The organism is Rhodanobacteraceae bacterium (assembly GCA_024234055.1).
GTDB lineage: Bacteria > Pseudomonadota > Gammaproteobacteria > Xanthomonadales > SZUA-5 > JADKFD01.
In genome coordinates this window covers 21,537-35,251 of sequence record JACKOW010000021.1, presented here as the reverse complement: position 1 = coordinate 35,251, position 13,715 = coordinate 21,537, and the positions used below count along the sequence as shown (strand labels likewise).

The window sequence follows — 13,715 nt, the reverse complement described above, 5'->3', positions numbered from 1 at the left end:
GGGATGCGAGCCTTGAGGAGGGCCGCGCGCCTGCGCGGCCGCTCTTGATCTTCAGGCCAGGCAAAGCGGCGCCGCGGCGCGGCGCCCTCCATGGGCTCAGTTCCGCAACCGCCCTCACGGCGCAATCGCGTGGTTCTGCACGCCCAGCATTTCAGCCACGGCGCGGCCGCTGGCGTCGGTGTAGACGATGTCGGTGGTGGTCATGCCCTGACCGACACGGCGGGCATAGGCGGCTGCGGTGATCGGACCGGGCACTGGCGTCGCCAGGTGTCGCATCTCGGCAACGCTGGTCGGCAGATTGGGGCCACCGAGCATGCGCTGGCCATAGAGCACCGCCAGTTGCAGACCGCCGTCCAGCGCGGCGACATCGAAGTGCCAGTCCTGCTCGGGCCAGGCCGCTGCGGCCACGCCTCGCAATCGCGCGGCGACGCCTTCGTCGGAGATGCCGGTCAGGCTTTCGATCAATTCGAAGGGGCCGCGATGGAACAGCAGATCCTGGTACATCGGCGTACCGTTCCAGGCTTCCAGCTGCATCGTCGGGCGAGCCTCCGCGCTGATCTCGGGCGGGCCAAATTCGGCGCGGGCGCTGTAATGGAACGCGCCGTTGTGGCCGAGGATGCGCAGGTCCAGCTGCGTATCACCAGCGCGACTCCGGCCTTCGATGCGCAAACGGTCGCCGCCGTTGCGGAAGCCACTCAGGCGAATGCCCTTGAGCACCTTCAGCTCATGCAAGGCGCGCAATCGCAGGCCGGGACGCCAGCCACGCACGGCGCGGGCCATCCACTCGGCCACCAGCGCCAGCGGCACCACCGGCAGCCCAGCGACCTGGTGTCCCTCCAGCCAGCCATGGCTGTCCTGATCGATGCGCAGTTCCAGCGCCTCCACGCGTGACTGGGCGCCGTCGACCAGCAAAGCCTGCGGCCGCGGTTCGCCACCCAATACCAGTTCCAACGCGCCGGCATCGGCCATCTCGTCGGCGAACATGCGTGCGCCCTGGTCCAGCGGAATCATCGGCACGCCGAGTTCGGCAAAACGTGTCGCCAGCGTCGGGTTGACCATGCCACCCTGCCATGGGCCCCAACCCAGTGACTTGACCCGCAGTTCCGGGCGGCGTCGCTGCTCAGCCGCGAGCACCTTGGCCAGCACCTCATTGGCCATGGCGTAATCGGCCTGCCCGGTATTGCCGCAACGCGCCGACACCGAGGAGAAGGCCGCCAGCAGCTTGAGTTCGTCACCGCGGGTGGCGGCCAGCAGATGCCGAAGGCCCTCGACCTTGGCGGCGAACACACGCTGAAACTGGGCATCGGTCTTGTCGGCGATGCGCCTGTCGGCGATCAGGCCAGCGGCATGGACGAGGCCACGGATCGGGCCGATTTCGCTGCGCACCTGGCGCAGTGCGGCGTCGACTTCAGCGGCATTCTCGACTGAGGCCTGCAGATAGTGTGCCTCGCAGCCGATGGCGGCCAGTTCGGCCAGCGTGGCTTGAATCTCGCGCGTGCTCAGCACCTGGCGCAGGCGCGCCTGCAGCTCGGCTGGGGTCAGACGCTCGCCGGCGGCCTGCGCCGCCTGCAGCAAGGCTTGCTGGAGTTCGCTTTCGCCGTGTACGCCTGCGCAGAACTCAGGCTCAGGACTCAGCGCGCTGCGCCCGAGCAGGACCAGCCGTGGCGAGGCGCGACGAGCCCACTCGATCAGACAGGGCGCGGTCACGCCGCGAGCACCGCCGCTGACGACGACCACATCGCCAGCGGCAATGACCGGCGAGTCGGGCTGCGCCGGGCGCGGCACACTGATCCAGCTGCAGCGTGCGCCGTCGGCTGCCAGCGCCACTTCGATCTCGCCCCCGCCGCCGAGGATTTCGTCGGCGATCCACCGCGCCAGTTGCGGCAGCGCCGTGCTCGGGTCTACGGCTATGGACTTGCACGCCGCCTGCGGCCATTCCAGCGCGCAGGACTTGATCAGCGCCGGCACACCGGCGCCCCAGGCAGCATCGCTGTCAGCGCCGATGGCGTCCAGATCGGGATGGATGGCCACGAATACACCGGGCTGCGACTGCAAGGTCGGCGCCAGCTGACGCGCCAGGGCAAAGGCCTCGTGATTCACCGCGATGGCGGCTTCTGGCGTATCCACGGCGCGCAGTGCACCGAGATAGATGCAGGTGCGTGCCTGCGGTGGCAGCGTGCTGTCGACCCGCGCCGCCACACCCCGTGCCTGCAGCTCCGCCACCAGCAAAGGCCCGAGCTCGCCGTGACCGATCACCGACAAGGGCGCAGCGCCGTACAGGCCAGGCATCCCCAGGCCGCATGCCGGTGCCGGGACGCGGTGGAGTTCGTAGCGGGCGAGGGCCGGGTTCCTGTAGGCCGGGTCCTCGCGGCGAGCAGGCGTGTTCTCGACCAAAGCCGGTTCCGCGAGGCGCCCGGCGCTGTGCGCGACACCCAGAGCCGCGGCCGCCGGCGCGATCTTGCTCGTTGCCTGCGCCGGCACTGCGCGCGCCGGAGCCGCGCTACCTTCCAGCGCTGTGACAATCTGCCGTAGCGTCGCCATCGCCCCGAGCTGGGCCCTATCCACCTTCGGCAGCTGCGGCGCGCGCTCGTCGACGGCGGCCAGGATCTCGACCCGCTTGATCGAATCGATGCCCAGATCGCCCTCCAGATCCATGTCCAGATTGAGCATGTCGACCGGGTAGCCGGTTTTGTCGGCGACGATGGCGAGGAGGAGGCCGGCGAGATCGAAAGCCGGAGCGGCGCTTTCGGCGGCGGCTGAGGCCTCGGCCCCACCAGCGTGGGCCGGGTCCTCGCGGCGATCCGGTGTGTTCTTGCCGGAAGCTGGTTCCGCGAGGCGCCCGGCGCTGTGCGCGACACCCAAAGCCGCGGCCGCCGGCGCGATCGTGCTCACGGCGAAGTCCGATGCTGCGCGCGCCGGAGCCGCGCTACTCTCCAAAGCGGCGACGATCTGCGCCAGCGTCGCCATCGCCCCGAGCTGGGCCCTATCCACCTTGGGCAGCTGCGGCGCGCGCTCGTCGACCGCGGCCAGAATCTCGACCCGCTTGATCGAATCGATGCCCAGATCGCCCTCCAGATCCATGTCCAGATTGAGCATGTCGACCGGGTAGCCGGTCTTGTCGGCGACGATGGCGAGGAGGAGGCCGGCGAGATCGAAAGCCGGAGCGGCGCTTTCGGCGGCGGCTGAGGCCTCGGCCCCACCAGCGTAGGCCGGGTCCTCGCGGCGATCCGGTGTGTTCTTGCCGGAAGCTGGTTCCGCGAGGCGCCCGGCGCTGTGCGCGACACCCAAAGCCGCGGCCGCCGGCGCGATCGTGCTCACGGCGAAGTCCGATGCTGCGCGCGCCGGAGCCGCGCTACTCTCCAAAGCGGCGACGATCTGCGCCAGCGTCGCCATCGCCCCGAGCTGGGCCCTATCCACCTTCGGCAGCTGCGGCGCGCGCTCATCGACGGCGGCCAGGATCTCGACCCGCTTGATCGAATCGATGCCCAGATCGCCCTCCAGATCCATGTCCAGATTGAGCATGTCGACCGGGTAGCCGGTCTTGTCGGCGACGATGGCGAGGAGCAGGCCGGCGAGATCGAAAGCCCGATCGACGCTATCAGTGGCGGCTGAAGCCTCGGTCCCACCAGCGTAGGCCGAGTCCTCGCGGCGATGACGCGTGTGCTCGACCAAAGCCGGTTCCGCGAGGCGCCCGGCGCTTTGCGCGACGCCCAGAGCCGCGGCCGCCGGCGCGATCGTGCTCACGGCGAAGTCCGATGCGGCGCGCGCCGGAGCCGCGCTACTGCTCAACGCATCAACGGACGCGATCGCGGCGTGTCGATAGCCCTGATCCCCTGCCCCCGCGTCTCCCCCCGCCGCCGCCAATCCCGCCATCGCCGTCTCGGCCAGTCGCAGATAGGCGCTGTGGCTCTCGGCCATGGCCCGCTGGAAGCTGGCGTGGGCTTCGGCGGTGTGCTGCTGCATCTGCTGGAACGCACTCAGCCAGTCGGGTGAGATGCTGGATTCGGCGGACATGGTGGAGATCCTGTTGGGGGTTGGAGCGGGCGTCAGCGATGTAGCCGGTGTCGGCAAGGGTGGTGAAGCCGACGGCGGTGTAGCGGGTGCTGGTGGAGAGGCGGGTGTCGCAACAGCAGCAGGAGCGGACGTCCGTGCCTGATCAGGGCGAAGAGCTGTGTCAGGGCTTGTTTCGCGCTTGCCGGCACTGACCGTGGCAATTGCTTGAACACCGTGATCACCCGCACCCGCTCCAAAGGGCTTGCCCAGATTGCTGCCATTGATGGCAATCGCGTGTTTGGGACGTACGGCCGGGGCCGGCGGCAGGCGGGTGTCGGCGTAGAGGACTTGCGGCCGCATGGGTACGCCGGCGGCGGCCAGTTGGGCCAGGCCGATCAACAGGGACTCGACCCCATCCTTGCCCTTGCGGTCGAGGGCGATGGCGCGGTGTGGGCGCTCGCCGAGTATGGCTCCGACCAGACTAGTGAGCACGGCGCCGGGGCCGACTTCGACGAACTGGCGGATGCCCCTGGCGTACATGGCTTCGATCATGTCGACGAAGCGCACCGGCTGCGCCAGCTGCGCCGCCAGCTGCGCACGAATCGCTGCGGCCTCGCTCGGGTATTCGGCGGCGTGGGTGTTGCCGTAAACCGGTACGCTCGCGGCGCTCAGGTCGACGCCGGCCAGCGCTTCAGCAAAGGCATGACTGGCGTCGGCCACCAGCGTCGAATGGAAGGCGCTGGCCACCGGCAGGCGCCGGCCGGGCTTGCCCTGTTGCTCCAGCGCCGCCTGCAGCTTGTCCACCGCCGCCAGAGGTCCGGAGACCACCACCTGCTTCGGTCCGTTGTGATTGGCGATGACCAGCTCGGGTGCGTGCTCGGTCAGCAGCGCCCGCACCCGTTCCAGCGTTTCGGTCAACGCCAGCATGGCGCCGGGCTCGCCCGCGGCATCGCGCATGGCCAGGCCGCGGGCGCGCGCCAGTCCGAGGGCGGTCTCCAGTTCGAAGACCCCGGCCGCATGCAGGGCCATCAACTCGCCGAAGCTGTGTCCGCCGTGGGCGTCGGCTTCGACACCGAGTTCACGCAGGCAGGCCAGCAGCGCTGCGGAATGCGCGGCCAGCGCCGGCTGGGTCCATTCGGTCGCGGTCAGTCGCGACAGCTGCGCCGCTTCGGTTTCGCCGTCGAAGGCCGGCTGCGGGAACACGATCTGGTGCAGTGCCGTCTGTGGGTCCAGCGGCAGATCGGCGCTGCGATCCCAGACCGCGCGTGCCGCGCTGAACTGCATGGCCACGGCATCACCCATGTTCAGGTACTGGCTGCCCTGACCGGGGAACAGGAAGGCGGTGCTTCCGGCCACAGGGCCGAATCCGTAGCTGCTGCCGTCGGCCAGTGCGAATGCCTGTTCCGGCCTCGCCGCCATCTGTTTGAGCGCGGCATCCAGCCTGGCGTGCAACTGGGCGTTGCTGCTGGCGACCAGCGCCAGCCGATGCTGCGCCTGCGTGCGCCAGCCATCTCGGCTGTCCGCCGCAATCTGCGCCAGGGGTGCGCTGCTGTGTCGCAAGGCCTCGGCTTTCTGCTCCAACTCGGCGATCGAATCGGCCGCGATCAGCACCAGTTCGAAAGGCTGCACCGGCAGGCGCAAGGCCGGCGAGTCGCCGCGATACTCCTCCAGCGTGGCGTGGAAATTCGATCCGCCAAAGCCGAAGGCACTGACCGAAGCCCGGCGCGGATGGGCGCTGCCGCGGATCCACGGCCGGCTGCGGGTGTTGAGATAGAAGGGACTGCGCTCGATGTCCAGTTTGGGGTTCGGCGCATCCACCTTGATGGTGGGTGGCAGGACCTTGTGATGCAGCGCCATGACCGCCTTGAACAGTCCGGCGGCGCCCGCTGCGGCCTTGGTGTGGCCGATTTGGCTCTTCACCGAACCCAGTGCGCACCAGGGTTGCTGCTCGTCACCCTCGGGCGCGAAGCACAGGCGCAGGCCTTCGAACTCGGCGACATCGCCAGCCTTGGTGCCGGTGCCGTGGGCCTCGACCAGTTCCACGGTGTCCGGTCCGTAGCCGGCCTGTTCGTAGGCGCGCCGCAAGGCCTGCGCCTGGCCGGCCGAGACCGGCGCGTAGACGCTCTTGGAGCGGCCGTCGCTGGCCGTTCCCAGCCCGCGCAGCACGGCATAGATGCGGTCGCCGTCGCGCTCGGCATCGGCCAGCCGTTTCAGCGCGACCATACCCAGGCCTTCCCCAAGCATGGTGCCGTCTGCCGAGGCGCTGAAGGGCCGGCAGTCGCCGCTGGGTGACAGCGCCGGCGTCTTCGAAAAGCACAGGTACATGAAGATGTCGTTGAGTGTGTCGACACCGCCGGCAATGGCCAGATCACTGGTCCCGAGCTGCAACTCGCTGACCGCCATCGACAGGGCGCTCAAGGACGAGGCACAGGCGGCATCGGTGACGCAGTTGGTACCGCCCAGATTCAATCGATTGGCGATACGTCCGGCGACGACATTGCCGAGCAGACCTGGGAAGCTGGCTTCCTGCCACGGCACATAGCTGGCGGCGATGCGGGCGCAGGCGGTCTCGATCAGCGCCTCGTCCAGACCGGAATCGCGAAGCGCCTGCGCCCAGACCGGGCGCTGCAGTCGCGACACCATCGAAAACAGCAGTTCCTGCGCCGAGGTCACGCCCAGGATCACCGAGATGCGCGAGCGGTCCATGTGCTCGAAAGCTTCGCCGGCCGCGTCCTGCAGCACCGCCTGGGCGACAATCAGCGCCAGCAGTTGCGAGGTGTCGGTGGCCGGCAGTGTCGAGGGCGGCAAGCCCCAGGCCAATGCGTCGAAATCGACCAGGTCCAGGAAGCCGCCGCGACGCGCATAGGTCTTGTCCGGCGCCTTCGGGTCCGGGTCGTAGTAGTCGGCAATACGCCAGTGTGACTCGGGCACATCGCTGAGCAGATCGCGGCCGGCCAGGATGTCGCGCCAGAATCCGGTGGCGTCTGTGGAACCGGGAAACAGGGCGCTGACGCCGACTATGGCGATCGGGGAACGCTGGACGATGGTCATGACGATCTCGCTGGTGCAAAAGGTAGGTCACGTTGGGCGCGCAGCGACCTGGGTGACTCGGTGGCGCGCTGCACTCGGACAAGAGCGTCTGGGTCCGCAAAGGACGCAAAGGACGCCAAGAAGAGCGAAGAATTCTTGATCAGGCCGACAGGGACCGGCGCCGGGCAGCGTAGGCCGAGGGTGTCACGTGGCTCCCTTGGAGGGCGCCGCGCTGCGACGCCGCTCTGCTGTGCAGGCCGGTCAAGAGCGGCCGCGCCGGCGCGCGTCCCTTCTTGGTCGTGTCGCAGTTCGCCGGATGGCTTCCCCCGAATCAAGTCCGGGGTCAAGATGACGCCGAGCAGAGTTTGCTGGATAGGGACTGATGATCTGGACTCTTTCGCTTTTCTTTGCGTCCTTCGCGTCCTTCGCGGACCAATAGCTCTGCCCACGCCACCCGACCTCACATCGCGCGCCATGCGGGCAAGGGCACCGACGGTGGCAAGCGCGGAGCTCACGCCAGCGGCCGTGGCCGGAAGTCAAAGGCGCTGGCCGGCACCGGCGCGCCGAAACTGCGCAGCTGCTGGGCGCGGCTGATCACTGCAGCGCCTTCGAGCAGATTGCGCGCCACCTGAACCACGGTGCGCGCTTCCGGGTCTTCCAGAAAACTGCCGCGTACCCAGCTGTTGAAGGCGCCCATCGCCGGACCGCACCAGATCTGATAGTCGGATTCGCGCCCGGCCAGGCCGTCGATGGCCCAGCGGCTGGCGAGGCCCAGATAGCTGCGGAACACCAGCGCCATCTGATGCTTGGGATCGCGTTCGGCGCGTTCGACCTGTTTGGGGTCGCGGCCCAGCCAGAAGCTGCGGGTGCTGGCCCAGGCCTCGTCGAAGCTGGCCCGCAGTATCGTGCTCTCGACCTTCTCGCGCTCCGTGGTCGGAATCGCGTCCAGTGCGGGATAGCTCTTGTACAACTCGTAGAGCTTGCGGGCGCGCGGCGCGAACAGCGTGCCGCGTCGCAATACCTGCACATCCACGCCCATCTCGAACATGTCGGCGGCCGGGGCCATGGTCACATCGGCCATCTCGGCCTGTGCCAGCTGCGCGCGAGCGGCGGCGCCGAGGCCCGCTTCCACACAGCTCTGGTTGACCGAACCGGTCTGGACATAGTCGGCGCCCAGCGCAAAGGCGGCAGCGACCGCAGCGGGCGTGCCCAAACCACCGGCGGCGCCGATGCGGATCGGCCGGGTGTAGCCGCGCTCGGCGGCGATGTGCGTACGCAGCGCCGCCAGTTCCGGTACCAGCACGGCCATCGGCCGGTTGTCGGTATGACCGCCGGAATCAGCTTCGGCGGTCAGATCCTCGACCAGCGGAATGGTGGCGGCGAGTTCAGCCTCCTGCGCCGTCAGCTGCCCACGGTCGAGCAGTTTCTGCAGCAGTGCCGCCGGTGGCGGGTTCAGAAACTGGCGCGCGACTTCGGTGCGCGAGACCTTGGCGATGACGCGATGGGCGCGCCGCACCTGGCCGTCGGCACCGCGAGTCAAGCCAGTGCAGGCATAACGCACCACGGCTGGCGTCAGACGCAGATAGGCCGAGGCTTCGACGCAGCGCACGCCGCGCCTGAGCAGCAGTTCAGCCACGGCCTCTTCGTGCGCCGGCTCCGCCGGGCTGTGGATCAGATTGACGCCCCAGGGCAGCTGCTGCGGATCCAGCTCCCGCTGCAACTCCTCGATGGCCGCTTCGATGCGCGCCAGAGACAATCCCGCGGCACCGAAGAAGCCGAGGAAACCCTGGCGCGCCAGTTCGATCACCATGCGCGTGCTGGCAATGCCATTGGCCATGGCGCCGCCCACATAGGCAAAACGGGTGCGATGGACCTCGGCAAAGCCGCGATCGCCCAGCCACTCGGGATAGAGCGGCGGCAGACTGCCGAGGAGCTCCAGACGGGGCACGGCGGACGGGGCACGGGGCACGGGGGATGGAGTTCCGGCCAGGCCGATGCCGATGGCACCGCTGACGGGATCGCGGATGACGTGCGCGGTGACCCGGGGCTGGGCCAGAGCGGCGGCGATGTCGGCCGGCGCAAAGGCGGGCGCGTGAGGGCCGGCGACCCAGCTGAGGGTCGAGTCCGGGCGCAGATCCTGGGTTTGGGCTGAATTTGGCACTGAGTGGCACTTTGTTGGACGCGCCCTTATATCCTTAGGCCATGAAGAAGTCACCTGCGCGCTTGCGCGAACACAAGAAAGACACCACTCGTCGGGCCCTGGTGCGCGCCGCCAACCGGCGTTTTCACCGCGATGGCTTCGAGGCCACCACCATCGACGACATCTGCGCCGATGCCGGCGTCAGTCGCCGCACCTTCTTCCGTTATTTCGCCAACAAGGAGGCGCTGGCCTTCCCGCATCGGGCCGAGCGCCTGGAGCGTTTTCTGGAACTGCTGGAAGGCGCGCCGGTCAACGAGAGCCCTTTCGCCAGCCTGCGCGCCATCGCCCGCGAGTTCGCCCGCGATTACGCCGCGAACCGCGAGCAGCTGATCGCCCAGCAGCGCCTGGTGCAGTCGGCCGCTACGCTGATCGCCCGTGAGCACGAGATCGACCACGACTGGGAACAGGCCATGGCCCGGGTCTTCGCTCAGCGCTTTGCCGGCTCGGCCCACGCCGAACTGCGCGCGCGCATGCTGGCCGGCGCCGCCATCGGCCTGATCCGCGCCACCATGCGCTACTGGTTTGAACACGACGGCAGACCCGACCTCGGCGCACTCGGCTCGCAAGCGCTGGATGCCTTGCAGGACGGCTTTGTCGCCGTGATACCGCCGGCCTGAGCGCCGCCCGTGGGAGCGGATTCATCCGCGACTGGCTCGCTGAGTTCCCACGTAAGAGCGGGACGCGAAGGACGCAAAGGACAAGCAGAAAGAAGAGCAAACAAGAATGGCAGCTGTTGATGGAAAAACGGCTTGTCCATCAGCTTCAGGCCAACCCGATCTTGCTCAAGCCCATTCATGGATTGGTGCCACAGGTGTCTCGGAGGGCTTCCTGATATGGACGTCCCTCGCGACCTTTCTGCTTTTCCTTCGCGTCCTTCGCGTCCGGCTTCTTGTGACGGTCTGCGGCAAGCCCGGTCGCGGCTGAAGCCGCTCCCACAGGGCTAGCGGGGTTCAGGCCCCGTATTCGCCGCGATAGGCCTGCAGTCTGGGAAGGACCTCGGCCAATTCCGGACGGGTCGCGGCGAAGCTCAGCAGTTCCGTCAAATTGGCAATGGCCAGCACGGGGATGTCGAACTCGGCGCGGACTTCATCGGCGGCCGACAGGGCGCCCAGTCCGCGCTCCTGGCGATCGATCGCAATCAGCACGGCGGCGGGCTCGGCGCCATGGGCGCGGATCAGCGCCACCGATTCGCGCACGCTGGTGCCGGCGCTGATGACGTCGTCGACGATGACCACCCGTCCCTTGAGTGGAGCGCCGATGAGCACGCCGCCCTCGCCATGATCCTTGGCTTCCTTGCGATTGAAGGCAAAAGGCAGGTCGCGGCCATGCTTGCGCGCGAGGGCAATGGCGCTGGCGCTGGCCAGCGCGATGCCCTTGTAGGCCGGGCCGTAGAGCATGTCGAAAGCCAGACCGGACTCGACCAGGGTATCGGCGTAGGCGTCACCCAGAGTGGCCAGCGCGGCGCCGGTGTTGATCAGGCCGGCATTGAAGAAATACGGGCTCAAGCGCCCGCTCTTCAGCTTGAACTCGCCGAAGCGCAGTACGTTGAGGCGCAGCGCCAGTTCCAGAAAGTCAGATCGGAAGGACATCAGCATGCTCGGCACAGGTGGCGCCGAATCCTAGCGCGCCACCTGCATCCGGTCACCTCGGCAAGGCCTTGATGTCAGCCACCGCCGGAAGGAAAGAGCTGGGCCAGCCTGCACTCGGCGGTCGGCGTCTGATTGCTGAGATGCAAGGTCTGCGAGGCCTGTCCGAGCAAATCCACCGTTGCCACCGCCGCCGTGCAATCGGTGAACTCGATGCGGATGGTGCCGGCGTCCCGCAGCGTGCGCACCGAGCCCGGCTTGTCGGTCTGATAGACCCGCAGCTGCACCGTACGTGTCTGGAATGCAGCCGGCGCAAGGCACTCGGCCGAGCCGGGCTCCGACGCGCAGCTGTCCATGACATACCACTGCACACGGTCATCGGCTCCGTGCTTGAACCAGGTGCCGAGCAAACGATCCTGCTCAGGCATGGGCGTCAGGTTGAAGCCTTCCAGCGCAAACTCATCGATGGTCCAGAAGCCGCCATAGCGCGGGTCCACTACCAGTTCCTCGCCTAGCGCCGCTTCGCTGACGATGCGATAGGGAAAGCGTTCGCCGTCGCCGATCAGAACGGCATCGACGGCGCTGCCTGGCGCCGGGGTAAATGGCGCCAGATCGGCCAGATTGCGTGTGCCGTAGTCGCCGCTGATCTTGATGTCGAGCCGTTCGGGCGCGCCATCCAGCACGGTGACGGCGCCGGAGCCGAAGGCCGGCTGGGCGACGTCAGGCGAATCGAGCACCTGCACTTCGCCACCGGAATCCGCGCCGACGTAGAGCAGGTCGGAAAAGCGCGGTGCAACGGCGCCATAAAGCACGCGAACTCGGCTGTTGCTGCCGACTGGCGCCGGGATCTCGTAGGCCAGAAACGGGAGCGCGTCCAGCAACGATGGCGGCGGGTTCGACTGGTTCGGGAAGAAGGAACGGGAAATCGCGAGATAGCGCTTGCCGCCCTCGAATTCGAGCGTGCCGCAGGAGATCTGGGGAAACTGGGTGATCCCGCGACCGGCTTCTGCGCACAGCCGGTATACACCCTGTTCGGGCAAGTCGATGGTCGAGGAGAACTCGCCATATTCGAGCCGCGCCGATTGTCCGCCAATGTCGAAATCCATGGGCGCCGGTCCACTGCCAAAGGCGCCACCATTCAGCAGTTTCAGCTGCACCGTTCCCAGCGCCAGACTGGGCAAGGCATTGACCACATAGGGATTGAAGTCGCTGATGCCGATCTCATCGGCCTTCAGTGCATCCTGGGTTCCATGCAACACCACGACCACATCCCGTGCCAGGCCGCTGCGACCGAAACTCGCGCGCTTCAGGTGCAGCAGGGTCGCGCCGTCGCTGGCGCGACGAAAGCGCAGTCCCAGATTGGCTCGATCTGCCGACAGCGACTCAGACAGCGATCCGGCAGCCGCCCGCACCGCAGTCGAACCGTCATCGCTCTCCATCAGTATTTCGAACTCCGGCGCTTCGCCGAGTAGTCGCGAGGCGTTGAACAAGCGCGTGCGGACGCCGACACTGGCTTCCACCTGAAGTCTGTAGGGCAAGGTCTGGCCATCGCCCGAGGCCAGCAGCAGATAATCCTGAGTGAAGTCCGGCGTCAGCGAGGTGCTGGCCAGCACGGTGCCGTCGGAGGCACGCAGCTGGAGCACCTTGAGCTGGGTACCCGCCAGTTGAATGCGCGGCAGTTCGCCGGCCGCGACCAAGGGATTGACGGCCACCCCGTCGATGGTCAGTTGCGTGGCCGCCGTACTGACGGCGTAGTCGGCAATGACCAGTCTGCCGCGCTGGGCCTCTGCCTGATCCATGGCGAAGAAGGCCAAGGCGACCAATGCCAGCTGCATCGTCAGCTTTCGAATCACGTTGTCGATCATCATGGGAGATCTCCCGATGGGCCCGGAGTGGCGCAGCAGATAGCTTACGCCAATTCGTCACAATCGTTCAGGTCTCGATCGGCAATGCCATCGACCCTGGCGCCCACCGTCTGCCATCACCTCCGCCGTGCCAGCGGCGAATCGCGTGCAATCGCCATTTCGAAGTCGTCGAGGGCGCTGGCCCGGACACCGGCGCACGCTGCTAGCCGCCCGCGGCTGCCACGGGCAGACTACGCAACACACATGGACCGCGGAGTTCCGCCTTGCTCGAGCACACGCAGAACCTCTGGCCCCAGGCGCCCATCGATGATGGCGACGAGGCCCATTTCTGCAGCACTTGCGTGTTTGGACAACTGTGTCTGCCAGATGGTTACAGCAAGACCGCGCTGCGCGAGCTGCATTGCCTGATCGAGCACGTTGGACCATTTCATGCGGGCGACGAGATCTTCCGCACCGGTGATGCCTTCGGCGCGATCTTTTCGGTGCGGGCAGGGTTGGTCAAGACTTCCGTGCTGGATGACAAGGGTCGGGAGCAAGTGCTCGGCTTCTACACGCCGGGCGAACTGGTCGGACTGAATGCCATCTATCCGGCGCGATACCCATGCACGGCTGTTGCTGTCGATACCGTGATGCTCTGCCGTTTTTCCTTTCCGGCGATGGCCACGCTGGCTACCCGTGTCCCCTCCATACAGGAAACGCTGTTCCGGTTGATTTCCCGGGACATCGGCACCGCCACGCTGGGCAAGGGTGATTACAGCGCCGAGGAGCGTCTGGCGGCCTTCTTGATCAACTGGTCGGAACGGCTGGCCTCCCGTGGCTTTTCAGAGCGGCGCTTCAGCCTGCCCATGCAGCGCACCGATATCGCCAATTACCTCAGTCTGGCACCGGAGACGGTCAGCCGAGTCCTTCGTCGAATGAGCGACGATGGACTGATTGCCATTGATCGCCGCGAGGTCGCACTGCTGGACCGGAACGGGCTGGAATCCATGGCCAGCTCATTGCTGCGTCGGGGCTGAGCCCGCGTCCAGCAGTGATTGTGGA

General features: G+C 67.3%; 6 protein-coding genes. 2 read left to right on the top strand and 4 right to left on the bottom strand.

The window, feature by feature from the left end; all coding sequences use genetic code 11:
* Nucleotides 1-114: 114 nt before the first annotated feature.
* Nucleotides 115-7,044 (bottom strand): SDR family NAD(P)-dependent oxidoreductase, encoded by a 6,930-nt coding sequence (locus H7A19_19925; GenBank protein MCP5477098.1) that lies wholly within the window; start codon nucleotides 7,042-7,044, stop codon nucleotides 115-117.
* Between the two features lie 490 nt (nucleotides 7,045-7,534).
* Nucleotides 7,535-9,157, bottom strand: coding sequence for a PfaD family polyunsaturated fatty acid/polyketide biosynthesis protein (locus tag H7A19_19920; protein ID MCP5477097.1), 1,623 nt, complete (start codon nucleotides 9,155-9,157; stop codon nucleotides 7,535-7,537).
* 68 nt (nucleotides 9,158-9,225) lie between these two features.
* Here H7A19_19920 and H7A19_19915 point away from each other — a divergent pair, with 68 nt between their 5' ends.
* A complete protein-coding gene (locus tag H7A19_19915) occupies nucleotides 9,226-9,840 on the top strand; it encodes a TetR family transcriptional regulator (GenBank protein MCP5477096.1) in 615 nt (204 codons plus the stop codon).
* 333 nt (nucleotides 9,841-10,173) lie between these two features.
* On the opposite strand, the gene pyrE is transcribed toward H7A19_19915, so the two are convergent.
* Nucleotides 10,174-10,815 (bottom strand): orotate phosphoribosyltransferase, encoded by a 642-nt coding sequence (gene pyrE, locus H7A19_19910; GenBank protein ID MCP5477095.1) that lies wholly within the window; start codon nucleotides 10,813-10,815, stop codon nucleotides 10,174-10,176.
* 71 nt (nucleotides 10,816-10,886) lie between these two features.
* The gene (locus H7A19_19905; protein ID MCP5477094.1) at nucleotides 10,887-12,677 is read right to left on the bottom strand and encodes a hypothetical protein; all 1,791 of its coding nucleotides are present in this window, start codon (nucleotides 12,675-12,677) and stop codon (nucleotides 10,887-10,889) included.
* 260 nt (nucleotides 12,678-12,937) lie between these two features.
* On the opposite strand from H7A19_19905, the gene H7A19_19900 reads away from it, so the two are divergent.
* A complete protein-coding gene (locus H7A19_19900; protein ID MCP5477093.1) occupies nucleotides 12,938-13,690 on the top strand; it encodes a helix-turn-helix domain-containing protein in 753 nt (250 codons plus the stop codon).
* The last annotated feature ends 25 nt before the right edge of the window (nucleotides 13,691-13,715 follow it).